This is a genomic window from Campylobacter sp. RM6914 (assembly GCF_004803835.1).
Taxonomy (GTDB): domain Bacteria; phylum Campylobacterota; class Campylobacteria; order Campylobacterales; family Campylobacteraceae; genus Campylobacter_A; species Campylobacter_A californiensis.
Genome location: NZ_CP012545.1, coordinates 396,379 through 419,113 on the forward strand (window position 1 = coordinate 396,379; position 22,735 = coordinate 419,113).

Below are 22,735 nucleotides of genomic sequence, written 5' to 3' on the forward strand. Positions count from 1 at the left end.
TGTATTTATAGATAAAGTGATGGTAAATATCAAGAAAAAGGGCGGCAATAAAATGTTTAATTACGAAAGACAATTGCAAACAGGGGCTATAAAAACAGCTGTCATTGCGCTTAGTATTATTGGTTTGCTCTTTTTGCTTGTAAGTTCGGCGGTTTTTTACTACAAATACTCAAATGCAACTATAAACATTGGTTACAATGCCGACAAAAAGCTAGATTTTATAACTGAAGTGTATGTTCACTACTTTGTAAACGAGGGCGAACAAGACATTAAGAAATTTCAAAATTTTATCAACGGTAGCGCAGTCGGCGACATCGTGCTTCTTAAAAATAACCCAAGACGAGATGGATATAGGGTGCTTGCCTCAAGTAGTAGCGAATTTGAAGTAGGCTCGGTATTTAAAGAGCGCGACTGTGTTGGGGTAAATAACCATGATTTTCATCAAGACTACTACTATCGTCGCTCCCTTCCTGATAATGTCGTTTTGACATGTAAATTTGTAACCGTGGGTGATTACATCGTTGGATTTAAGGGAATTTTTAACCAAAATATAACAGGCTTTAGAGATAAATACTTTACCGAATGGGCTGTCCAAAATTTAACGTTGGTGTTTTCGCTTATTATATTTGGAACACTTTTGCTTGTTTTTGCAACGCTTTGGTTTATATTTATCTATCTTGACGCAAAATATCGATATCAAAAAATGCATGAAAATGATACAGAGCGCATAAAAAATTTAACCTTTGAACTATATACAGACCCTGCAACGGGACTTTTAAACAAACAATCTCTAATCAGAGATATCGCAAAAGCGCAAAATCCAAAGGTTGTTTTGATAGATATTGATGACTTTGGTAAGATGAATGATCTTTACGGCAAATTTGTCTGTGATAAAATTTTAAGCTACATGGCAAATTTGATAGATGACTTTGCTAAAAAAGAGGAGATGGTTGCTTACTGTATAGGTGCTGACACCTTTGCTTTACTTGAAGACGGGTCGTTTTTTATAGATAGATATGAAGAGCTTGCTGAGGATCTTTTGGGTCAGTTCAAGGGCCGTGTTATAAGTGTGGAAGACGAAAATGGCGATATGATAGAAGGTATCGAGGTAAATACAAGCATAGGCTTTTCGATAGATAATGACCAAACGCTAAGAAAAGCTTCGATCGCACTAAAGATGGCTAGGGCTTTAAACAAAGACTACATGTGCTACTTTAAGGTACTAAGTCAAAAAGACGACTACGAAAACCAGATCGAACGCTCTAGGCTTATACAAAGAGCGATCATGAACGGCAATATCGTTCCGTTTTACCAGCCGATATTTGATGCGGATAAAAATATCTTAAAATACGAATGCCTGATCAGAATAGTAGATAGTAATGAAACTGTCTCCCCGTATCTTTTCCTAGATATATCAAAGCGTGTCAAGCGTTACGCAGAGCTTGAAAAGCTACTTATTAAAAAAAGTATAGAAAAGCTAAAGTCAAATCCAGACATTATAATCTCCATAAATTTAAGCAGTAGAGATATGACTGATGGCGATGTGAGTGCTTATCTTTTAAATTTATTAAACCGCGAAAATGTAGCTGATCGTATAGTCTTTGAGATCGTTGAAGATGAGAGTATAGAGCATCTTGATAGGGCGACAATGTTTATAGACAAGGTTAAAAATTTGGGCGCTAAGATCGCTATTGACGACTTTGGATCGGGGTATTCAAATTTCTCTTATATCTTAAAGCTAAGACCTGACTATCTAAAAATAGACGGCTCCTTAATAAGAGAACTTGATATAAATAAAGACGCATATGTAGTTACACGCGCTATAGTTGCGTTTGCTAAAGATATCGGCATAAAAACTATCGCAGAATACGTCCATTCAAGGGATATTTTTGAGATATGTAAAGACCTTGGTGTTGATGAATTTCAAGGCTTTTATCTTGGAGCTCCTATGGAGGGCGAAAATATTTGAACGCTGCCGAACTTTTAATAAATTTACTTAAATTTAAGTCAATAACCCCACACGATGATGGTTCGCTAAAGTATATAGCGGAGTTTATGAGCGAATTTGAGTGTAAATTTATAGAAAAAAACGGTGTTAAAAATTTAATTTTAACCAAGAAATTTGGTGATGGTAGGCATATTTGCTTTGCGGGTCATATCGATGTAGTTCCTAGCGGCGATGGCTGGAGTAGTGATCCTTTTTGCCCTGTTATAAAAGATGGCTATATTTACGGTCGTGGCTCGCAAGATATGAAAAGCGGCGTTGCGGCATTTTTGCTTGCTTGTAAAAATGCAAAAAATTTTAATGGACAAATTACTATCATAATAACCAGCGACGAGGAAGCAGAGGCGATATATGGCACGCAAGAGGCGCTAAAATTTCTAAAAGAAAATGACGCATTGCCAGAATTTGCTATAGTTGCCGAGCCTACGTGTGATAGCGTGTTTGGCGATACGATAAAGGTTGGAAGACGAGGTTCTATAAATGGTAAAATAGTGATTAGGGGCAAGCAAGGTCATGCCGCTTATCCTGAAAAATGCATAAATCCCGCCCATCAGCTTGCTAAAATTTTTGACAAGATCGCAGGTTATAACTTGGATAGCGGAAGTGAATTTTTTAGTCCTAGCAAGATAGTCATCACAGATATTAGAGGCGGTATGCAAGTATGCAATGTAACTCCAAATGAAATTTCTATCATGTTTAATGTGAGAAATTCAGATCTTACAAGCAAAAATGAGATTAAAGAGTATCTAAAAAATGTTTTAGACGGGCTTAGTTACGAGCTTAGCTTAAAACAAAGCTCACAACCGTTTTTAACCGATAAACATAGTGTTGTTGTGACAAAGATGAGTGATAGCGTCTTTAAGGTGTCCAAAACCAAACCCTCGCTTAACACAAAAGGTGGCACCAGTGACGCAAGATATCTAGCTAAATATGGTATAAACGTGGTTGAATTTGGAGTAAGAAACGATAGAATTCACGCCGTTGATGAGAGGGTTTTAGTAGAAGAAGTAGATAAGTTATATCAAATTTTTCTTGACTTTATAGAAAATTTTAACGATTAGCTTACTAAAATTTGTGCCTTGTTGATAGATAAATTTCTAAAAACAAGGCAGTCCTAACATTAAACTATCTGCTCTTTTATCTTGTGGTATAGCTTTAGAATTTCATCTTTTTTGATGATAAAACTATTTTTATTTGCGATTAGATGAGCAGAGCTTTGCATTATTGTTTCTGCTACTTTAAGACCGTTTTGTTTCATTGTAGTTCCGGTTTCAACCACGTCTACTATACAGTCGCTAAGCCCTACGATAGGGGCTAATTCGATCGAGCCGTATAGTTTTATGATCTTTACGGCGATGGCTTTTTGTGCAAAGTAGTTTCTTGTGATATTTGGCATTTTTGTTGCTACTTTTAACTCCGGTTGAGTGTAGTCAAGCTCTTCATTTTCTTTTGTTCCGATACAAACACGACATTTGCCGATGTGCAGGTCAAGCAGTCTTACAACATCTGGTCTATGCTCTTCAAGTACATCAAGCCCAACCACTCCGATATCAGCCGCGCCCTCTGTTACGTAAGTCGGGATGTCTTGGTTTCTAACCATTAAAAATCTAAAATTTTCCTCTTCAAGAATAAGCTTTCGATCTTCAAATAAAAATTTAGAACCAAAAATTTTCCTAAAAATTTCAAGAGTATCTTCTGCGATTCTACCCTTTGGTAGTGCAATCGTTATCATTTTAAAATTTCCTTTTTATTATTTATTAGTTTTTGCATAGAGCGAAAGACTAGCATTTTGTCGCATACGGCATTTTTGAAAAATTTAGACAAGAACTCGCCGTCACCGCCCGTAAAATAAACCTTTTTGTTTCCGGCTAGTTTTTCAAGTAGTATGACTATGGGTTTTAGTATGCCATAACTTACCGCATCAACTGTTTTTTGAGGCAAGGCGTCAATGTCTATTTGTGAATTTATGGGAAGTTTGAGGCGTGGAGATATGCCCTCATAAGCCTTTAGCATACTTGAAATTCCTGGTAAGATATACCCGCCAAGATGGATAGAATTTGACATTATGTCCACAGTTATAGCACTTCCGGCATCCACGATAACACCGTCTGTTATGCCGTAGCACCCGGCTATGCGGTCTATACCTAACCCTTGATATATGGTATCTATCTCAAAATAAGGCTCAAGGTCGATGAAATTTGGATTTGACTTTAGTTTTGCAAAGAGGTCATCATTTACGCAGATAAAATAAACCCTCTCTTTTGGCTCGTATCGTCTAAATTCGTCTACGCTCATACGTGAAATTTTGCCGTCTTTTAAAAACGTAGCGTTGGTGTTGCCTATATCACACAAAATCATAAGTTCTCCAACCGTCTTGTTTGAAAATTTCAAGCGATTTTGAACATATTTGCGAGCTAAAGAAGAGGGTTCGTTTTCTTATAGAGGTGTCAAATTTTGTCTCTATTCTTTTACACAACTCACAAATTTCTAAAGCCTCTTTTTTTAAAAGCCTACTTTTTGCATAACGGATAAAAACTATCTCATAGTAGCCCTTTGTATCTACTCCAAAATATGCTTCAAATAGGCGTTTTTTGCAAAATTCACTAAGATCTACGCGCCTTAGATCTCTAAGCAGAATTTTTTTATCTTCAAAAAGCTCGCAAATTTTTTGGTTCATTATTTAAAATTCACAAACTCGTCATCATAATAAAACGCATCTTTGCCCATAAAACTTTTATCTTCTATTTCGCTGTCAAATTCATAAATTTCAGGGTTGTTAAGGTCTAAATCCGTTCTAAAAATATATCCTGTTTTTTCTACTATATAAAGATAATTATCTGTTGCAAGTGCGTCTGAAAAGATGGCAAATTTAAAATTTCTTTCATTTTTTACCCTTAAGCCAAGGTCGGTAAGAACGACATTTCCATCTTTTTTAAAGATATATATGTTTTCGTCGTTTGCAAGGATATTTTTTATTTCTGCGTCATAGTAAAGAGTTCTTTGAGGGTTTATAACGATAAGTTTTTTAGCGGTTGCAGCGATCATGTTTTCACCGATAACATCAAGAAAGATGATGTTGTTAAAAAATGGCTCTGAGCTAACAACAACGTCCCTTAGTATGCGTCCGCTATCTTTTTGCACTATGTAAATTCTACCGTCAAGTGATGGGTAGATGATAAGTGAACTCATAAAATAAGGTGAAACTACGCGTGAATCAACTGAATAAATTTCAGATGATTTATACTGCATTAATGTTTTTGCCTCAAATATATCTATCAGATAAATTTGGTTTGCAGCGCTCACTGCAGCCAGTAAATTTCCCTCTAGTGAGGCTGAAACTATGGCTGATTTAAAGCTAGCAAAGTATAGCGTGTTACCTGAAGTATCACTTACGTTAAGATCGCCGTTAATGTTTGAAGATATGACGGCATCTTCGCTTTTATTTAAAAGTTCAAAACCTTTTGCGAGCTTGATGGAGGTATCAAGACCGTCTTTTGTGATTATATTACCATTTTTTAGGGTAGCGCCGTTTGGATTAACTGATTTTATATAAGAAGGCAGGTCGTGCGATAAAGAGATTTCTTTGTTTACACTCTCTGGCTCAAAGTATTGTCTTTTTGTTCCACAACCGACAAAGGTCAAACTAATGGCTAAAGTTAGGAAAAGTACTGCTTTTTTCATTATTTATTTCCCTGATAATGTTCTAAATTTTTTACTAAATTCATAAGTGGCGAGTCAAGAGGAATTTTTGCAAATTCTGCTCTGGCTTCATTTATCTTATCCTCTTTTAAAAGTTCATAACCTTTTATAAGTGTTTCGTAGTTTGCAAGTATAGATCCATCTTGTGTGCCTATTTGGCTTGATAAGATTTGTTTTACTATCGGATCTATGGGCAAGGATAAAAGCTCTTTAGCTTGTGCTATATCCTCTTTTCTCATAGCTTCTTTAAACTGATGTATGGCATAAAGCGTAGGCTCTTTTTCTTTTAAAATTTTAAGAGCGTCGGCATCGGTTGGGTTTAAGATAAGTTTTGAGTATGCCTCGTTTGCCGCAGATATTCTATTTGCATTTATTGCTTTTGAGCCGTAAAATCCGGCAATGCCAAGCACTGCGATAATGGCTGAAAAGATAATGGCTTTTTTGTATTTTTTAAAAAATCTCTCGCTTTTTATGACGCTTTCTAAAAATTGCTCTTGCGCGCCTATTTCTTTTTTGATTTCGGTTAAATTTTCTTGTATAGCCAAAGTATTATCCTTTGAAATTTTTTGGTTGTAATTGTAGCATAATAAATTTAAAACAGCCCAAAATAAAGCTTAGTTATGTTATAATAAGCTGAAAATTTAATAAAAAGGTTTTTTATGCAGATTGATGACACACTTCTTAGTAAGCTTGAAAAATTATCATCACTAAAGGTGAGTGACGATAAACGTATGCAGATAAAGCAACAGCTTAGTGAGATCGTAAATTTCGTAGAAGTTTTAAATGAGCTTGATCTTAGCAATGATAATGCCGTAGTTAGCTCGATAAATGGCGGAACTTTACTTAGAGAAGATATTGCAAAAGACAGCCATGTGATAGACGATATACTAAAAAATGCACCTGCAAGAGAAGGAAATTTTTTTGTCGTTCCAAAGATTATAGAGTAGAGTTAAGATGCAGATAAAAACGGACATAGAGGCTTTATTAAAGACGGTTGTTTTTAATAAAGCAAGCGACTTGCACCTAGTATCAAGGGCTGAGCCGCAAATTCGTATAGACGGAGCTTTAAGACCGCTTGAGCTTGGAGTTTTAAGCGGCAAAGATATAGAAGATATCTGCTATACGCTTATAACTGACGCTCAAAAAAGTGAACTAGAAAACAACAAAGAGCTTGACTTTGCCGTTGACTTGCCAAATATCGGCAGATTTAGAGGAAACTACTATTATACTACAAACGGCGATTTAGCGGCCGCCTTTCGTGTCATACCGATCAATATCCCGTCGCTTGATGACCTTAGAAGCCCGCTGATATTTAAAGAGCTTATAAAACGTGAAAAAGGTCTTATCCTGGTTACCGGACCAACAGGAAGCGGCAAGTCAACAACTCTTGCAGCTATGCTAAATGAGATAAATTTAAATTTCAGAAAACATATCATCACAGTTGAAGATCCTGTGGAATTTGTCCATCCTAACAACAAATCACTTTTTTCTCATAGAAACGTAGGCACAGATACTCGCTCATATGCAAAAGCGTTAAAATACTCATTAAGAGAAGATCCGGATGTGATCCTTGTAGGAGAGATGAGAGATAGCGAGACGATATCTACCGCGATAACAGCGGCAGAGACAGGACACTTGGTCTTTGGCACACTTCATACAAACTCGTCTATACAAACTATAAACAGGATAGTAGATAGCTTTGACGGTGGAGAGCAACTTCAAGTAAGAAATATGCTTAGCTCTTCACTAACTGCCATCATTTCTCAAAGTTTACTTCCAAAAGCTGGCGGCGGAAGATACGCCGTGCATGAAATTTTAATTAACAACCCGGCTATTGCAAACTTGATACGCGAAAATAGAATTCATCAAATTTATTCGCAAATGCAGTTAAATCAACAGCAAAGCGGGATGAGTACTCAAACTCAAGCGTTGGTAAAAGCCATAAAAGCAGGACAGATCACAAAAGATACTGCCATGCGTTTTGCTACAAACCAACAAGAACTTTTAAACTCTATAGGAGCAATTTAATATGGATTTTGTGGCGTGGTTTGACATCATAATCGTTGCAGCGATTTTAATGCTTGGCATAAAAGGAATTTTAAACGGACTTATAAAAGAGGTCTTTGGACTCATAGGGCTTGTAGGTGGCTTGGTTGTAGCGACTAGGTTTTCTGAAGTAGCTGAGAAATTTATAAATGAAAATATATATAAATTTAATAACGCTTCTATGCTTCAGTTTGTCGGCTTTATCGCACTTTGGATAGTGTTTTGGTTTTTATGTATATTAATCGGCAAATTTATGTCAAAACTTGTTGCACTTAGTGGACTTGGATTTTTAGATAGATTTGGCGGGTTTGTAGCAGGAAGCGGTAAAATTTTTCTTGTTTTAGCTGCCGTTTGTGCGGTTTTAGCCGGAACAAATTTAAATAGCAAAGTTGCGCCGTATTTTCAAAATAGTAAAGTTTATCCTATCTTAATGAGTGCGGGTAATTGGATAATCAATGTCGATATAAAAAATATCAAAAACGAGATGGATGACCTTGGTATAAAAAGAGTCGAGCCTAATAAAACGGATATTTTTATCACAACTGATGAAAACGCAAGTAATGAAATTGAAGTAAATGCAACAAAAGGAGAGTGATATGATAGAGAATTTAGAGTATGATGCACTGCTTGATAGATTTAAAAAAGTTCTTAGAGATAACGGACTTAAGTATACAAAACAACGTGAAGTTTTACTAAAAACACTTTATAATAACGACGAACACTTCACTCCGGAAAGACTCTATCTCTTTATCAAAGAGAACTATCCTGAGTTAAATGTTGGTATCGCAACAGTATATAGGACCTTAAATTTACTTGAAGAGTCCGAGATGGTAACTTCTATTAGTTTTGGTGCACAAGGTAAAAAATTTGAGCTTGCTACAAAGCCTCACCATGATCACATGATATGCAGAAGATGCGGTTTGATAATAGAATTTGAAGATGCAACTATAGAAAAACGTCAAATCGGTATCGCAAAAGAACACGGTTTTAAACTAACCGGACATATGATGCAACTTTACGGAATTTGTGAAAAATGCAATAAAGACAATATAAAGGGAAAATAATTAAGAGAGGTAAAAGATAAGGTGATATTTGATAATCAATTAGAACAACAAAGGCTACAAAGAGCGGATGATCTGCGTGAAATGGGAGTTAATCCATACCCTCATTTCTTAAGACGTGATATGGATATTTCTAAATTTAGACTTAAATTTAATCATATAAAAGATACGGAAGATGAAAAAGCCGAGGGGCAATTCGTAAGTCTTGCGGGTCGCATTAAGCTGATACGCGACGCAGGTAAGGCGATATTTGCAAATATCGAAGATGAAGACGGAAATTTACAAATTTATTTTAGTAACAAAACACTTGACGCAGAGTGGTTTAAGGTTGTTAAGAAAAATATCGAAGTAGGTGATATCATCTTTGTTCGCGGATATGCTTTTGTTACTAAAACGGGCGAATTTTCTATGCATGTTAGCGAGCTAACACTTGCTTCAAAAGCGATATCCCCACTACCTGAAAAATACCACGGCTTGGTTGACATAGAGACAAGATATCGTCAGCGCTATCTTGATATGATAATGAACCCTGAAGTTAGAAATGACTTTAAAAAGCGCTCGATCATTGTTTCTACGATTAGAAGATTTTTTGAAGATAAAAATTTCTTAGAGGTTGAAACCCCGATGATGCACCCGATCGCGGGTGGTGCAAATGCTAAGCCTTTTGTTACTTTTCATAATGCACTAGGTGTTGATCGTTATCTAAGGATAGCACCGGAGCTATATCTAAAACGCTTGATCGTGGGTGGCTTTGAGGCTGTTTATGAGATGAATAGAAATTTCCGTAACGAGGGCATGGACTTAACGCACAATCCCGAGTTTACAAGCATAGAATTTTACTGGGCGTATCATACTTATCATGATTTGATGGGCATAACAGAAGAGCTTTTTAACGTCCTTCTCGATAAACTTGAGATGGAAAAGGTCATAGAATTTGACGGTATGAAGATCGACTTTTCAAAGCCATTTGCTAGGATAAATTATAAAAAAGCACTTGTTGAGATAGGCGGCATCGATCCTAGTATCATAGAAGATAAAGAGCAAATTTTAGCCAAGCTTAAAAAAGATGAATTTGAGGCAAACGACAAGCTTGATCTAGGGCATCTTCAAGCGGAACTTTTTGATAACTATGTCGAAGAAAAGCTTATAAATCCTACATTTATAATTGACTTTCCGATCTCCATATCTCCGCTATCAAGAAGAAGTGATAAAAACCCTAATGTGGCAGAGAGATTTGAGTTGTTTATTGCAGGTCGCGAGCTTGCAAACGGCTTTAATGAATTAAACGATCCAATAGATCAATACAACCGCTTTTCCGGTCAAATAGAAGCTAAAAACGCAGGAGATGACGAGGCGCATGAGATGGACGAGGACTATGTCCGTGCTCTTGGATATGCTATGCCTCCAACAGCTGGCGAGGGCATAGGTATCGACCGTCTTGTTATGCTACTTACCGATAAAAAGTCGATTCGTGATGTTGTGTTATTCCCCGCTATGAGACCGTTAAAAAATGAAAACCAAACAAAGGAGAGCAAATGAGTTTAGAAAATTACGATAAGTCAATATTTGATCTAGTGCAACTTGAGTTAAAAAGACAGTGTGATCACCTTGAGATGATCGCTAGTGAAAATTTCACATATCCTGAAGTAATGGAAGTAATGGGCTCGATCCTAACAAACAAATACGCAGAAGGCTATCCTGGCAAGCGTTACTATGGCGGATGTGAATTTGTTGATCAAATAGAACAGATTGCAATTGACAGATGTAAAGAGCTTTTTGGATGTGAATTTGCAAATGTTCAACCAAACTCAGGCTCTCAAGCCAACCAAGGTGTATACGGCGCACTTTTAAACCCTGGCGATAAAATTTTAGGTATGGACTTAAGTCATGGCGGGCACCTAACTCACGGCGCTAAAGTAAGTAGCTCAGGCAAGATGTATGAGAGCTTTTTTTACGGTGTAGAGCTTGACGGACGTATCAATTACGAGCGTGTTTTAGATATCGCTAGGATCGTAAAACCAAAGATGATAGTTTGCGGCGCAAGCGCTTACACAAGAGAGATCGACTTTAAAAAATTTAGAGAGATAGCCGATGAGGTTGGAGCTATACTTTTTGCCGATATAGCCCATATCGCAGGTCTTGTTGTAGCGGGCGAGCATATGCATCCATTTCCGCACTGCGATGTCGTAAGCTCAACTACTCATAAAACTCTTCGCGGACCAAGAGGCGGTATCATTATGACAAATAATGAAGAGTATGCAAAGAAAATCAACTCTTCAATCTTCCCTGGAATTCAAGGCGGACCACTTGTACATGTCATAGCAGGCAAAGCAGTAGGCTTTAAGCATAACCTATCACCTGAATGGAAAGTTTATGCAAAACAAGTTAAAGCAAATGCTAAAAAGCTTGGAGAAGTGTTAATGGGACGTGGTTTTGACCTAGTAAGCGGTGGTACTGACAACCATCTTATCTTGATGAGCTTTTTAAATAGAGAATTTAGCGGTAAAGATGCTGATATCGCACTAGGAAATGCAGGCATAACTGTCAATAAAAATACGGTTCCTGGCGAGATAAGAAGTCCGTTTGTAACAAGCGGTATTCGCGTAGGCTCACCTGCTCTTACTGCACGCGGTATGAAAGAGGCCGAATTTGAGCTAATAGCAAATAAAATCGCAGATGTGCTTAGCGACATAAATAACACATCTATCCAGGAAAAAACAAAGGCCGAACTAAAAGAACTAGCGCATAAATTTATAATATACGACAGGGCGATGTTTTAATGCAAAGTATCGATACTGCACTTATCAAGATGATAACATCGCATTATTTTATAAAACGCGACGTTATAGTTAATAAAATAGAACATAAAGGCAGGTTGTTTTTTGATAAATTTGAGCGTGTTAATGAGCTTTTAAACTATAAAGTCATACAAGATCATGACGCAGGAAGGATTATTGCCGCTCACCCTTTGATAAACGCAAACGACAAAGTTGAGAATATCGTTTTTGACTATAACGGTAGAACGCCTGAACGTTTTTGGCATCGTGCACAGTTGCTTTTGCGAGAGGAAGGTTTTATAAATTTTACCGCATATAAAAGCAAGACCGAGGGACATTTACATCTATATGTTCACAAAGGTCATACGACATTTCACGAGGCTTGCCAGCTAGCTAATATGATAAGCATGAAGCTGTCTCAGCGTCTTGCTAAAGAGTGGAGAATGTTTCCTAATACCGATATGCCAAGAGAATTTAATATATTGGCTTTGCCTTATGAGCTTTATCAAAAAGAGCGAGGGGCGAGCTGGTCGAAACACATGTAAGGAAAAGATATGCAAACAGATAATGAGCTAAAAGATATACTTTTGGATAACGACGATGAGATAAAAAGTGCAAAGATAAAGCGACTTTTAGTCTTTGTTGCGGCTCTTGTGATTTTATTTTTAATTATCGTTATGGCGATAAAAATGCTAAATTCCAGTGATGTTCCTCAAGCTCAAAATGATATAGATTCAAGGCTTGTTTTGCCACCTGTACCAACTCAAACGCCCAAAGATAACAATATCGTAGCTCAGCAGCCATCTCTTCCTATAAATGACAAAAAAGACGATCAGTTGTTTGAGCAAGTACCTATTGTTCCTGAAAGCAAGAGTAATGACGAATTTGAAGATATGGTAAAAAGGCTAAAGGAAAAAGAGAGCAATAAAATAGCCGCAGCAAATGAAGCTAAAAAAGAGGAGCTTAAGTCTGAAGTCGTAGTTGCCAAAGAGCAACCAAAGGCTCAATCAACAACTAGCACAAAAACTCAAAACGAGACAAAAGCGGCTGATAAAAAACAAGAGGTAAAACAACCTCAAGCTGCAAAACCGACTCAAACCCCGGTTGCTAAAACTCAACCAACTAAGCCTACTACTCAGGCTAGCACAGGAGGCTCTTATGTGCAAGTTTTTGCAGGACTTAAGTATAATCCAAATGCGGACTATCTTAAAAAATTGCAAGCCAAAGGCTATAAATACCAAACTGTAAAAGTTGGAGAGTTAACTAAAGTTATCGTCGGTCCTTTTGGGGCAAACGAGCTTAAAAACGCACTTGCTGATATTAGGAAAGATGTAAACAAAGACGCATTTGTATATAAGGCAAAGTAATGCAAACCTTCGCACTTTTCGGAGATCCTGTCGCTCACTCTATCTCTCCAAGGCTTCACAATAAAGCCTTGAGGGATTTGGGTCTTGATGCGCTTTATACTCGTGTTTTACTAAAAGATGGAAGCGAGTTAATGTCTAAATTTCGCTCCTTAAAGCTTGATGGGGCAAATGTCACGGTTCCTCATAAAGAGCATGCTTTAAATTTAGCCGATGTTGCTTCGCCGACTGCCACTTGTGCAGGCTCGGCAAATACATTGGTTTTAAAAAATGATAAAATTTATGCCTATAACACCGATACTTTGGGCTTTATGCGAGCTATTGCGCCGTTTGGCGATATTAAAACAGCTCTTATAATAGGAGCCGGTGGCACAGCAAAGGCGCTTGCGTATGTTTTACAAAACAACGGAGTTGAGGTTGAAATTTTAAACCGAAGCAAAGAGCGTATTCAAAATTTAAGTCAAAATTTTAACTGCTTTAGCTGGGACGAATTTAGACCAAAAGGTTATGACCTTGTTGTAAATTCAACTTCTGCAGGTTTAAAAGACGATATTTTATGTGCTCCGGTTGAAATTTTACTTCCTGTGATAAAAGGTTCAAATTTTGCATTTGACGTGATATATAATAGAGCAACCCCGTTTTTAAATTTAGCTCAACAGCATAACCTTACATGTAAAAATGGTGCGGATATGTTGCTTTTTCAAGCTGTTTTTGCGTTGAATTTATTTTATGACTCAAGTTTGGACGAGACAAAGATAGAAAAATCAATGCGTGAGGTTTTTCGTCTTTAAACTAACCTCTTAATGTGATATAATCATCAAAATCAAAAAAGGTATAAAAATGATAAAAAAGACAAAAATCGTAGCCACCTTAGGGCCTGCAAGCGACGACATATCCGTGATGGAAGAGATGGTGAAAGCAGGCGTAAATGTCTTTCGCTTAAATTTTAGCCACGGAACACACGAATACCATAAATCAAACATCGACAAAATTCGTGAAGTAGAGAAAAAGCTTAATATTCGTATAGGAATTTTACAAGATATCTGCGGTCCAAAAGTCCGTATTGGCAAGCTTGAGGTGCCATTTGAGCTAAAAACTGGCGATAGGCTTGATATATATGCTGATGAAATTTTGGGTGTTAAAGTTGATGAAAATCACTATAAAACTTGCCTAAATCAACCTCAAATTTTGGCAATGTTAAAACCTGACGAATACGTCTATCTTTATGATGGCAACATCCGTGCAAAGGTTGTTGAAGCAAGTGCAAAAGTTGTCCAAACTAGGATAGAAAACGACGGCACTTTAAGCTCAAACAAGGGCGTAAATTTCCCAAATACCAAAATAGGTATAGAGGTTATAACTCCAAAAGATCGAAGTGATATGGAATTTGGTGCTAAGTGTGGGGTGAGTTTTGTTGCGATTAGTTTTGTTCAAAATGCAGATGATGTGCGAAAAGCAAAAGAAATTTTAAGAGGATTTGGCTCAAAAGCGAGTGTACTTTCTAAGATAGAGAAATTTGACGCTGTTGAAAATATAGACGAGATCATCAAAGAAAGTGACGGTATCATGGTGGCAAGAGGCGATCTTGGTATAGAAGTCCCATACTACCGTGTGCCTACTATACAAAAACTTATAATCAAAAAAGCAAATGCAGCTAGCAAGCCTGTCATCACTGCAACACAAATGATGTTAAGTATGGCAGAACATGAAACCGCTACGCGTGCAGAGATAAGTGACGTTGCAAATGCCGTTTTGGACGGAACGGACGCTGTTATGTTAAGCGAGGAGAGTGCGATAGGCAAAAATCCTGTTGCCGTCGTTGAGGCGATGAGCAATACAATCGTGCAAACACAGAGTATATATCCGTATAATAAATTTGATGAATTTGAGTTTATGGATGAAACTGATGTAGTCTCTTCAAGTGCAGCCGCTCTTGCCGTTAGGTTAAAGCTAGATGGTATAATATCTATAACATCGTCTGGTAAATCAGCCATAAAACTTGCTAGAAATCGCCCAAATATCGACATCTATGCAGTAGCCCACGATGAAGCTACGGCGCATTCGCTAACCTTATCTTGGGGTATAACTCCTGCGCTTGTTGTTGCTAAAAATAAACTTGGTGATCTTTTGGCTGACACTATACAAAAAGCAGTAGAAGGTGGTTTTGTGGATCATGAAAAGGGGTATTTGGTAACTGCGGGACATCCGACTGGAGTTGAGGGAAGCACAAACTTTTTAAGAATTCTAAGACGCGACCAGATTGATTATTATCTATCTCAAAAGATATAAATTTACAACCTTCAAGCTGTTTTGCCAGCTTGAAGGGTTTTTAATCTATCCTAAAATAAATAAAATATCAAGTTTTTGTTCTGCTTTCAAATGCTTTTAAAAGTGATAACATATCGACATTTTCAAGGCTTACTCCGGTAGGAACACCTTGGGCTAGTTTGCTAAATTTGATGTCTGGGTTTTTTATCTTGTCTTCTATATAGATCATAAGCGCATCGGAATTTAGTCCAGGAGTAAAGGCAAAGATGACTTCGGTTGTTTGGTTTATGGTTATTGTTTTTTTTAGCTTGTTTATAACCTCTTCATTTACTTCTTCCATTACGAAGTAAAATCCATCGTATATGCCGTTTTGTTCAAAGGTTAAAATGTCTTTTGGGCTTTCAACTATAGTTAATAGACTACTATCTCTTGTCGTATCGGCACAGATATCGCAAATTTCATTCTCGCTAAGTCCTCCACATCTTTCGCAACGCTTGATAAATCTAACCGCATCTTCTATGCATTGGGCCAGCTTTAGTCCGCCAAATGTATCTTGCAAGCTTACAAAATAAGCAAATCTAGTAGCTGACTTCTTGCCTATGCCAGGCAGTTTGTTAAACGCCTCTACTAATTCGTTAAATTTCTCTAAGTCTTTTTTCATTGTGATTATTTTTTAGTGGTAGATGGAGAAATTTTAAAGCAGTGATAGCCATCTTCGTATGCATAGTTTAATTCAAATTTTTGCATTTGACAAATTTGCTCTATGATGTAAAGTCCAAGACCCATGCCTGCACTGGTGTTTTTATCGCCTCTTACGAAGGCTTGCATGTAGTGTTCTATCGGATGAGCTAGAGGGTTGCCTAAATTTTTAACAGTTATTCTGTTGCTTTCGCATATCACGATAGCCTTTTTGTCGTTGGCGTATTTTAGGGCATTGTCTATTAAATTTTTGATCGCAAGAGAAAACAGCTGGAAATCAACTCTTAAAAGCATATCCTCTTTTATCTCGCAAGTTACTTTTTCGTGAAATTTATCAAGCATAAGCATGTCTTCGACTTGTTCGAGTATCAGTGAAAAATGACACTCTTGATAGTTTAGTGCGTAGCTTTTTGATAGAAGTTGCTCGACTTTGCTAAATTCATTAATTAGCATTTCAAGGCGCTCAAAGACATTTATGAGGCGTGATTTTTGCGTATCGTTTGACACCATTTCAGAGACTATGCGACCCTTGCCTATGGGTGTTTTTAACTCGTGCATTATAGCTCGCAAAAACAACTGTCTTGAGCGTATGAGCTCTCTTATCTTGCAAACTGCGTTATCAAATTCAAGCGCGACTTGCGATATTTCATCTTGGGCTTTTGCGTTAGGTAGAGGGCAGATAACCGTGTCCATGTTTCCAGCGGCAAATCTTCTTATGTCTTTACTTAACTTTTTAAGCGGTAAAAGACTTTTTAGTACCGACACATAAAGTGATATAAGCAATGCGGAAATAACAAAAAATCCCATCCAAAGCGGGTCATTTACATGCCTTACGTCATTGCTTTCAAGTAGTAGCTGAAAGGATGGGTTTTTAATAAGCAAATAAAGGTCGTTTTTATAAAGTATGGATTGCACAAGTCCTAGCGGGGTATGTCTTGCAAAGATATGCTCTCCGTTATCCACAACTGCGTTTGCTAAATTTTTATTACCGACGTATTCAAGCCCGAAATTTTTAAAGTAGTGCTCCAGATCTTTTGGTGGATTAGCTCTTTCGTAAAGCGTTAAAAGATAACTTATGGCACTTACTTGTTTGCTTCGAAGTTTGTCCACGGCGTTGTCTCGCTGAATGTTTGCAAAAGTTAAAAACAGCAAACACATCAGCGAAAACGCGATGGCAAATATTATCGTAATTTTCGTGGTGATAGAGTATTTCATCCGATGAGTTTATATCCTATGCCGCGAACTGAAAATATATGTTTAGGTGATTTTGAGCTATCACCTATTTTTGTTCTAAGACGACCTATAATAACGTCTAAGCTTTTTGAGTCCTTATCTTTTAGACTCTTGCAGTTATAGACAAGTTGCTCGCGAGATACTGAAAAGCTGTGTTGTTTGATAAGATAATTTAGTATCTCATACTCAGCAGGAGTGAGTGTTAAAGCTTCGTTGTTAAAGTAAATTTCATGACGTTTTTCATCTACTCTAAATGCACTGTCTATAACTTCTTCTTGAACCTCGTTTGTTTTTTTGTATCTACGGATAAGACTTGTTATGCGAGCATACATCTCTTTTGGATCGTATGGCTTTGGTAGATAGTCGTCAGCACCTATTTGAAGTCCTACAACCTTATCGCTTATGTCGGAGCGAGCAGAGCTTATGATGATAGGTATGTCATATTTTTGTCTGATCTCTTTACATACTTCAAGTCCGTCTATGCCAGGCAAAGTAAGGTCAAGTATAAGTAGGTCGAAATTTTTGATGCCGGCGCTAAGACCTAAATACGGATCTTCGAAATTTGTTACTTTTATATTAAAATTATCAAGATACTCAGAGAGAATTTGTGCAAATTCCGGATCGTCTTCAATCATTAAAACATTAACCATTATTGTATCCTTATGTTAAAAATTTGTATGATTATACGCAAAAAAGATAAATTTATTTCTAAATTTTATAAAATATTAGATAGAATAACGGATTTTAATAATAAATTTAGGAAATGTTGTGGAAGTTAGTTATTATGAAATATTAGAAATTTCTCAGAGCGCAAATGCGGATGAGATAAAAAAAGCTTACAGAAAACTTGCTTTAAAATACCACCCGGACAGAAATGCCGGAGATAAAGAAGCTGAAGATAAATTTAAGTTAGTTAATGAGGCCTATCAAGTCTTAAGCGATGAAAAAAAGCGTGAAATTTACGATAGATACGGCAAAGATGGCTTAAATGGATCGGGTGGTTTTGGAGGAGGTTTTGGTGCCGACTTTGATATATCAGATATCTTTAGCTCGTTTTTTGGCGACTTTGGTTCTTCAAGGACACGTCGTAGAAATACCGATAAATACTCGGTTGATCTTGAAGTACCTATAGATATAAAATTTCATGAGGCTGTTTTTGGTTGCGAAAAAGAGATAAGTTACAAGATTAAAGTCCCTTGTGACGAGTGTAAATCAACCGGAAGCAAAGATGGCAAAACCCATACATGCCAGTATTGTAGAGGAACGGGAAGAATTTCTCAAAACAGAGGCTTTATGAGTCTTGTTCAAGAGTGTCCTTACTGCCATGGTAGCGGTCAAACTATCAGCGAAAAATGCCCTAGTTGCAATGGAAACGGCTTTAAAGAAGAGTCAAAAACTATCAAGATAAGCATTCCGGAGGGTGTTGATAGCGGCATGAGAATGAGGGTTTCCGGTAAAGGAAACATAAGTTCAAGAGGCGAGAGTGGAGATCTTTATGTAAATATAAATGTGGCCGAGGATGATTATTTTATTAGACATAATGATGATATTTATGTTGATTTTCCTGTGTTTTTTACCCAAGCGATACTCGGAGAAAGTATAACGATACCTACACTTCGTGGCAAAACAGAGCTAAAACTACCTGTCGGAGCAAAAGACAAACAGCAGTTTATATTTGAAAACGAGGGTGTAAAAAATGTAAATTCAAAGCGTATCGGTCGCTTGATAGTTCAAATTTCGATACAAAATCCACAAAAATTAACCGATGAGCAAACAGAACTGCTTACGAAACTCCAAGAAAGCTTTGATATAAAAAGTGGCACCGCGATACACGACAACGACAGCGTCTTTGATAAGATAAAAAGTTGGTTTAAAAAGTCTTAAACCAGGCTAAGAATTTACTTGCTTGTTTTTATTAACAAGCAAGTAGTGTTTTATAGGTGAGTGTCCACGGCTCCTCTTGGCCCATGTCCTAACTCTTGCCTGATAGCGTTTGCAAGCTGAATTTTGCCGATGTGTGGCGAGAACTCTTTTATGTATGATTTGCTTTTTTGCTCTTGTATCTTTTTGTTGCTAAATACAAATAGCTTTGCGTCTATTTTATGCTCTTCAATAGCCGTTTCCATAAAATTTGATAATGTTTCTATGTTAAATCCCTCTATCTCTTCATCAACCAAAACAAGACCATATATCTTATCTCTTAGATGTTGCACTACCTCGTCAAAGCTACTTGCAACAGTTAGCTTGTCGTTAAATTCTTCAAGTGCACTTACAAAAATTTTATTTTCGATAGGCGACTTTTTACAAAGTAAAATTTCCCTATTTTTTGCAAGATCGTTCTCTTTTTTTACGAAATTTTTAAAATTCGGTATAAATTTGTATAAAAGCATCTTTAAGGTTTCTGTATTAAACGGCTTTTTGATGTGAGCGTCAAATAGACTTTCGATGTCTTTTTCTGATGCGGAACTCGTGTTTGAAAGCATGCCGATAACCGGAGTTTTGGCGTTTAGAGTTAGTGCTTTAAATCTATCATACTCTTTCATTGTGGCGGTTATATCGCCGTGAAGTTGCGCTGTTATAAAAATGATGTCAAAGTAGATATTTTTAGTCATTTCAAGCATGGCTTCGTAGTTGTTTTTTAACACTATATCAACACCGTAAGCCTCAAATGCCGTAGCACACATATTTAAGACGATAGAGTTGTTGTCATATATAAGCACTTGAGGTCTATTTAGGCTAAAATCTTGCGCGTAATGCGCCAAATAATCATGCTTTAATTTGCTTAAAATGCCGATTGGAGTAAGCGGGTCTTTTACCATTGCTAAATTTTTGATATTTGTTTGTATCTCTTTGTCTTCGCGCATGAGGATCATGTTGTATTTTTTAGGGTCGTTTATCCTTGATAAATTTGACACCGTTTGAAAGTCTATGCCAAAATCTTTTAAAATCTGGGTAAAAAAGCTATTGTATTTTGCATTTATGTCATTTACAAAACACACTTGTAAATTTTTATTATACTTAGGGATGTCAGGTTTGTCGGTGGTTCTAAGCTTTATCGTATATCTAAATTCGTTACCTATGCCACCGGTGGCATTGGCGGCATTTATAAAAATTTTACTATTCATAAGCTCAAGATACATATTTGCAACTGCTATCCAAAACTCCGTATCCTCTTGGTAGTTTTGCAAATTTGCATCTGAGTTTAAAAGAGTGTGTATCTGTGACTGGGTTAAGGTGTTGGCGTCATTTTGCACACTTACGCTTAAATTTACAAACTCGCTTCCTAGCTCTTGAGGGAGGGTTTTTATTTCGACTGTGATATTTGCGTATTGGTTACATTGTGATATGGCACTTGAGATGATGTTTGAAGTGATAATTTTGATCTTATTATCATCTCCGACTAGGTATTTGTCAAGTTTCGGATCGATAAAAGTTATAAAATTTATCTTTTTATCTCTAACATCACCCATCTTGCTCTCAAGGATATTTTTAAATAAAATTTGCGGATCAAATTCCTCGTTGTTAAGGACAAAATCACTTGACTCTATATCAAGGATATTTTTGATATTTTCAAAATTTGCATATGTCAAAGTTGTGTTTTCATCAAGGGTATTTATGGCTTTTGTTTTATCTGCAGACAGGAACGACCTCTTTAAAAATGCTATACTTTGGGCATTTTGTTTATGTTTGTTTTTATGTGTTTTTATAAGTTTGTTTAGATATATATTTTTTATCCCATTAAACATCTTGTTACGGTTATACTTATCAGACAGGTTTCTATGGGTTGCTACTAGCTCTTTTAGCACGGCTTCTGGGGTGATATCTTTCTTTATCATATATTCTTTTATGTAAGATAGATCCTCGTTTAGTTCATTAAGTAGTCTTAACCTAGCAAACAGCACAATCACCGAATACACCAAAAAGCCGGTAAGTGCTAAAAATGCTATAAATTTAGAGTGCGCCTGGGAGTAAAATATACTTGCATCACGTATCAGCTTGTTTTCGACAAGATCTGAAAACTCAAGCAAGATACTAAATTTATAGTATTCGAATTGATCTATCTTTTTTATATCATCAGATGAAATTTCATGCGCTTTAGATGATACGATGTTAAGATATAGATCTGAAAATTCACTTAGCATATCTATGGTTTGCTTACTGTTTATAAGCTTTTCTATCTGGGCTTTTACTTCGTTTTGTGGCAAGAGGTTGATTTGGGATTGCTCTAAAATTTCATCATTTAGCCATCTCATGATATTTTCTTGCGTTACGATTTGGTGGTTTGACAGTGCTTCGGAAATATAACTGCGGGATTCGTTTATGAGCCCTAAATTTGAGTAAATTTTATTTAAGATCGTGATATAAATTTTTAAGTCCAAGTTGATGTCTGAATTTTGAGCTGTTAAGTAACTCTCTATCATTGAGCTATTTATGCGTTGAAAAAAGTATAAAAACGCAGTCGAATACTTTTGCTTAGCATCTTGTATGTTTTCTCTTAGAAATTTTATATTTTGTATGAGATCGGCTTTGTATTCTGGCATGTCTTCAAAAAGTTTTGAAATTTCATCGGTGATTTTTTTACTTTTTGCGTGTAGGTTATTAAAGTCTTCTTCGTTTTTAGGGGTTGGATTATTTATAAAATTTAATGCACTTCTACGTTCTTGTATGAGGGTTTGAGTCATCTGTTTAAGCAGGGTTTGCTTTTTGATGTTTGAGATTAGCTCGTTTGAGATGGTGGCTTTTTGCATGTATTCGTAACTTGTGTAGGCGCTAAACATTATCGCCACTATAATCGAGATCAAAAGTGTGTAGTCTTTAAAAAATTTCATATTATACTTTTCTACCGTATTTTCTTATTAGTCTATTTAGGCTTTTTAGGCTGTTGCGGATATTTAGTATAAACGCACCGAGGTCTATTGCATTGTCGTTTTGAGCCGACTCATAAATTTTAACAAGAGGCGTTATGTGTAAATTTACGGCAGGTTCTTTTAGTATGGAGATTATCTTTGCTACATGCGTCGTGTCGTGCGACATCAAGGCGTTATGCAAAGCTATGCTGTTTTTATTTACCCCTTTTACCAAGACATTTAGGTATGAGGCGAATTCTTCATGGCTGATGTTTAGAAATTTGCTCGTTCTTTCAAACCAAGTATCATCAAACATGGTGTTTGAAATTTTACTTTGTTCGTTCATGCTTAGGTACCTAAAAACAGGAAGTCTAAGTGCAGGAAGTTCGTCGTCGTATGTTATATTAGCAACTGGAAGTAAGTCCTCGTCTAAGAGTAAAACAACCTCATACATACTCTCGCCGCTAGCAAGGCTTAGCTGTAAAACCTTGGCGGTTGCTTCTATTTTTTTATTGTCTTTGGTGCGTAAAGTAATTGCTTTTGTGCTTTTTGGGGACTTTAAGATATCTTGAACAAAGCTTAAGTTGTCTTCTTTTTTATAGTTTTCACAAATATCGTCAAGATCGTTGTTTCTAGCCATAAAGTCATCAAAACTGTCGTAATGTAAAATTCTAAGGCTTTTATCGCCCATGCCGAAAATTTTATAAGAACTATCATAGAGTATCACAAGCTTCCT

General features: G+C 36.6%; 23 protein-coding genes. 13 read left to right on the top strand and 10 right to left on the bottom strand.

Features of this window, described 5'->3' with window-relative positions; translation table 11 throughout:
- The first annotated feature begins 52 nt into the window (after positions 1-52).
- Positions 53-1,969 carry an EAL domain-containing protein gene (locus tag CCAL_RS02075; RefSeq protein ID WP_170016182.1) on the top strand — a complete coding sequence of 639 codons (1,917 nt, stop codon included), beginning with the start codon at positions 53-55 and terminating at the stop codon, positions 1,967-1,969.
- Positions 1,966-3,066 carry a succinyl-diaminopimelate desuccinylase gene (gene dapE, locus CCAL_RS02080; RefSeq protein WP_170016184.1) on the top strand — a complete coding sequence of 367 codons (1,101 nt, stop codon included), beginning with the start codon at positions 1,966-1,968 and terminating at the stop codon, positions 3,064-3,066. Before CCAL_RS02075 ends, dapE begins: the two co-directional genes overlap by 4 nt.
- A 59-nt stretch (positions 3,067-3,125) precedes the next feature.
- Here the strand turns inward: dapE and hisG are convergent, their stop codons facing one another.
- Genes hisG through CCAL_RS02105 form a run of 5 tightly spaced genes read right to left on the bottom strand, consistent with a single transcriptional unit; the run spans position 3,126 to position 6,249 of the window.
- On the bottom strand, positions 3,126-3,737 hold the full coding sequence (gene hisG / locus CCAL_RS02085) for an ATP phosphoribosyltransferase (RefSeq protein ID WP_170016186.1): 612 nt from the start codon (positions 3,735-3,737) through the stop codon (positions 3,126-3,128).
- Entirely contained in the window at positions 3,734-4,363 is a 630-nt protein-coding gene (locus CCAL_RS02090) for a type III pantothenate kinase (RefSeq protein WP_169936088.1), read from the bottom strand. The genes hisG and CCAL_RS02090 overlap by 4 nt, the downstream gene beginning before the upstream one ends.
- Positions 4,350-4,682 carry a hypothetical protein gene (locus tag CCAL_RS02095; protein WP_169936090.1) on the bottom strand — a complete coding sequence of 111 codons (333 nt, stop codon included), beginning with the start codon at positions 4,680-4,682 and terminating at the stop codon, positions 4,350-4,352. Before CCAL_RS02095 ends, CCAL_RS02090 begins: the two co-directional genes overlap by 14 nt.
- Entirely contained in the window at positions 4,682-5,686 is a 1,005-nt protein-coding gene (locus CCAL_RS02100) for an L-seryl-tRNA selenium transferase (RefSeq protein ID WP_169936092.1), read from the bottom strand. The genes CCAL_RS02095 and CCAL_RS02100 overlap by 1 nt, the downstream gene beginning before the upstream one ends.
- A complete protein-coding gene (locus tag CCAL_RS02105; RefSeq protein WP_170016189.1) occupies positions 5,686-6,249 on the bottom strand; it encodes a YfgM family protein in 564 nt (187 codons plus the stop codon). The genes CCAL_RS02100 and CCAL_RS02105 overlap by 1 nt, the downstream gene beginning before the upstream one ends.
- Before the next feature lie 114 nt (positions 6,250-6,363).
- Between CCAL_RS02105 and gatC the strand changes: the two genes are divergently transcribed.
- Genes gatC through pyk form a run of 10 tightly spaced genes read left to right on the top strand, consistent with a single transcriptional unit; the run spans position 6,364 to position 15,241 of the window.
- Positions 6,364-6,651, top strand: a complete 288-nt coding sequence (gene gatC / locus CCAL_RS02110; protein WP_170016191.1) for an Asp-tRNA(Asn)/Glu-tRNA(Gln) amidotransferase subunit GatC — start codon at positions 6,364-6,366, stop codon at positions 6,649-6,651.
- A gap of 7 nt (positions 6,652-6,658) precedes the next feature.
- The gene (locus CCAL_RS02115) at positions 6,659-7,732 is read left to right on the top strand and encodes a type IV pilus twitching motility protein PilT (RefSeq protein ID WP_169936098.1); all 1,074 of its coding nucleotides are present in this window, start codon (positions 6,659-6,661) and stop codon (positions 7,730-7,732) included.
- A gap of 1 nt (position 7,733) precedes the next feature.
- Positions 7,734-8,345, top strand: a complete 612-nt coding sequence (locus tag CCAL_RS02120; protein ID WP_170016193.1) for a CvpA family protein — start codon at positions 7,734-7,736, stop codon at positions 8,343-8,345.
- Position 8,346: 1 nt separating this feature from the next.
- The gene (locus CCAL_RS02125; RefSeq protein ID WP_169936102.1) at positions 8,347-8,814 is read left to right on the top strand and encodes a Fur family transcriptional regulator; all 468 of its coding nucleotides are present in this window, start codon (positions 8,347-8,349) and stop codon (positions 8,812-8,814) included.
- A 24-nt stretch (positions 8,815-8,838) separates the two neighbouring features.
- Positions 8,839-10,350 (top strand): lysine--tRNA ligase, encoded by a 1,512-nt coding sequence (lysS, locus tag CCAL_RS02130; protein ID WP_236860498.1) that lies wholly within the window; start codon positions 8,839-8,841, stop codon positions 10,348-10,350.
- Positions 10,347-11,591 (top strand): serine hydroxymethyltransferase, encoded by a 1,245-nt coding sequence (locus CCAL_RS02135; RefSeq protein ID WP_169999839.1) that lies wholly within the window; start codon positions 10,347-10,349, stop codon positions 11,589-11,591. Before lysS ends, CCAL_RS02135 begins: the two co-directional genes overlap by 4 nt.
- Positions 11,591-12,133, top strand: coding sequence for a DUF1882 domain-containing protein (locus tag CCAL_RS02140; protein WP_170016197.1), 543 nt, complete (start codon positions 11,591-11,593; stop codon positions 12,131-12,133). Before CCAL_RS02135 ends, CCAL_RS02140 begins: the two co-directional genes overlap by 1 nt.
- A gap of 9 nt (positions 12,134-12,142) precedes the next feature.
- Positions 12,143-12,955, top strand: a complete 813-nt coding sequence (locus tag CCAL_RS02145; protein WP_170016199.1) for an SPOR domain-containing protein — start codon at positions 12,143-12,145, stop codon at positions 12,953-12,955.
- Positions 12,955-13,743, top strand: coding sequence for a shikimate dehydrogenase (locus tag CCAL_RS02150; RefSeq protein ID WP_170016201.1), 789 nt, complete (start codon positions 12,955-12,957; stop codon positions 13,741-13,743). Before CCAL_RS02145 ends, CCAL_RS02150 begins: the two co-directional genes overlap by 1 nt.
- 49 nt (positions 13,744-13,792) lie before the next feature.
- A complete protein-coding gene (pyk, locus tag CCAL_RS02155) occupies positions 13,793-15,241 on the top strand; it encodes a pyruvate kinase (protein ID WP_169936113.1) in 1,449 nt (482 codons plus the stop codon).
- 67 nt (positions 15,242-15,308) lie between these two features.
- On the opposite strand, the gene recR is transcribed toward pyk, so the two are convergent.
- From recR to CCAL_RS02170, 3 genes are read right to left on the bottom strand one after another with little or no spacing between them, the layout of a single operon-like run.
- Positions 15,309-15,881, bottom strand: a complete 573-nt coding sequence (gene recR / locus CCAL_RS02160) for a recombination mediator RecR (RefSeq protein WP_169936115.1) — start codon at positions 15,879-15,881, stop codon at positions 15,309-15,311.
- Positions 15,882-15,886: 5 nt separating this feature from the next.
- Complete coding sequence (locus CCAL_RS02165) at positions 15,887-17,134, bottom strand: ArsS family sensor histidine kinase (protein ID WP_169972099.1); 1,248 nt, start codon at positions 17,132-17,134, stop codon at positions 15,887-15,889.
- A complete protein-coding gene (locus CCAL_RS02170; RefSeq protein WP_169936119.1) occupies positions 17,131-17,802 on the bottom strand; it encodes a response regulator transcription factor in 672 nt (223 codons plus the stop codon). The genes CCAL_RS02165 and CCAL_RS02170 overlap by 4 nt, the downstream gene beginning before the upstream one ends.
- Positions 17,803-17,920: 118 nt before the next feature.
- On the opposite strand from CCAL_RS02170, the gene dnaJ reads away from it, so the two are divergent.
- A complete protein-coding gene (dnaJ, locus tag CCAL_RS02175; RefSeq protein WP_170016203.1) occupies positions 17,921-19,036 on the top strand; it encodes a molecular chaperone DnaJ in 1,116 nt (371 codons plus the stop codon).
- A 50-nt stretch (positions 19,037-19,086) separates the two neighbouring features.
- Here dnaJ and CCAL_RS02180 read toward each other — a convergent pair whose 3' ends face one another.
- Both CCAL_RS02180 and CCAL_RS02185 read right to left on the bottom strand, forming a co-directional pair.
- A complete protein-coding gene (locus CCAL_RS02180) occupies positions 19,087-21,981 on the bottom strand; it encodes an ATP-binding response regulator (protein WP_170016205.1) in 2,895 nt (964 codons plus the stop codon).
- A 1-nt stretch (position 21,982) separates the two neighbouring features.
- The gene (locus CCAL_RS02185) at positions 21,983-22,726 is read right to left on the bottom strand and encodes a hypothetical protein (protein ID WP_170016207.1); all 744 of its coding nucleotides are present in this window, start codon (positions 22,724-22,726) and stop codon (positions 21,983-21,985) included.
- Between the last annotated feature and the right edge of the window lie 9 nt (positions 22,727-22,735).

What these genes read in the sequence shown, in the direction of transcription:
- CCAL_RS02120 (WP_170016193.1), top strand. Translation starts at nt 7,734, where the DNA reads ATGGATTTTGTGGCGTGGTTTGACATCATAATCGTTGCAGCGATTTTA.
- CCAL_RS02135 (WP_169999839.1), top strand. Translation starts at nt 10,347, where the DNA reads ATGAGTTTAGAAAATTACGATAAGTCAATATTTGATCTAGTGCAACTT.
- CCAL_RS02140 (WP_170016197.1), top strand. Translation starts at nt 11,591, where the DNA reads ATGCAAAGTATCGATACTGCACTTATCAAGATGATAACATCGCATTAT.
- CCAL_RS02095 (WP_169936090.1), bottom strand. Translation starts at nt 4,682, where the DNA reads ATGAACCAAAAAATTTGCGAGCTTTTTGAAGATAAAAAAATTCTGCTT.
- pyk (WP_169936113.1), top strand. Translation starts at nt 13,793, where the DNA reads ATGATAAAAAAGACAAAAATCGTAGCCACCTTAGGGCCTGCAAGCGAC.
- CCAL_RS02100 (WP_169936092.1), bottom strand. Translation starts at nt 5,686, where the DNA reads ATGAAAAAAGCAGTACTTTTCCTAACTTTAGCCATTAGTTTGACCTTT.
- gatC (WP_170016191.1), top strand. Translation starts at nt 6,364, where the DNA reads ATGCAGATTGATGACACACTTCTTAGTAAGCTTGAAAAATTATCATCA.
- CCAL_RS02165 (WP_169972099.1), bottom strand. Translation starts at nt 17,134, where the DNA reads ATGAAATACTCTATCACCACGAAAATTACGATAATATTTGCCATCGCG.
- CCAL_RS02170 (WP_169936119.1), bottom strand. Translation starts at nt 17,802, where the DNA reads ATGGTTAATGTTTTAATGATTGAAGACGATCCGGAATTTGCACAAATT.
- CCAL_RS02150 (WP_170016201.1), top strand. Translation starts at nt 12,955, where the DNA reads ATGCAAACCTTCGCACTTTTCGGAGATCCTGTCGCTCACTCTATCTCT.
- CCAL_RS02145 (WP_170016199.1), top strand. Translation starts at nt 12,143, where the DNA reads ATGCAAACAGATAATGAGCTAAAAGATATACTTTTGGATAACGACGAT.
- hisG (WP_170016186.1), bottom strand. Translation starts at nt 3,737, where the DNA reads ATGATAACGATTGCACTACCAAAGGGTAGAATCGCAGAAGATACTCTT.
- CCAL_RS02115 (WP_169936098.1), top strand. Translation starts at nt 6,659, where the DNA reads ATGCAGATAAAAACGGACATAGAGGCTTTATTAAAGACGGTTGTTTTT.
- CCAL_RS02180 (WP_170016205.1), bottom strand. Translation starts at nt 21,981, where the DNA reads ATGAAATTTTTTAAAGACTACACACTTTTGATCTCGATTATAGTGGCG.
- CCAL_RS02075 (WP_170016182.1), top strand. Translation starts at nt 53, where the DNA reads ATGTTTAATTACGAAAGACAATTGCAAACAGGGGCTATAAAAACAGCT.
- CCAL_RS02125 (WP_169936102.1), top strand. Translation starts at nt 8,347, where the DNA reads ATGATAGAGAATTTAGAGTATGATGCACTGCTTGATAGATTTAAAAAA.
- recR (WP_169936115.1), bottom strand. Translation starts at nt 15,881, where the DNA reads ATGAAAAAAGACTTAGAGAAATTTAACGAATTAGTAGAGGCGTTTAAC.
- CCAL_RS02090 (WP_169936088.1), bottom strand. Translation starts at nt 4,363, where the DNA reads ATGATTTTGTGTGATATAGGCAACACCAACGCTACGTTTTTAAAAGAC.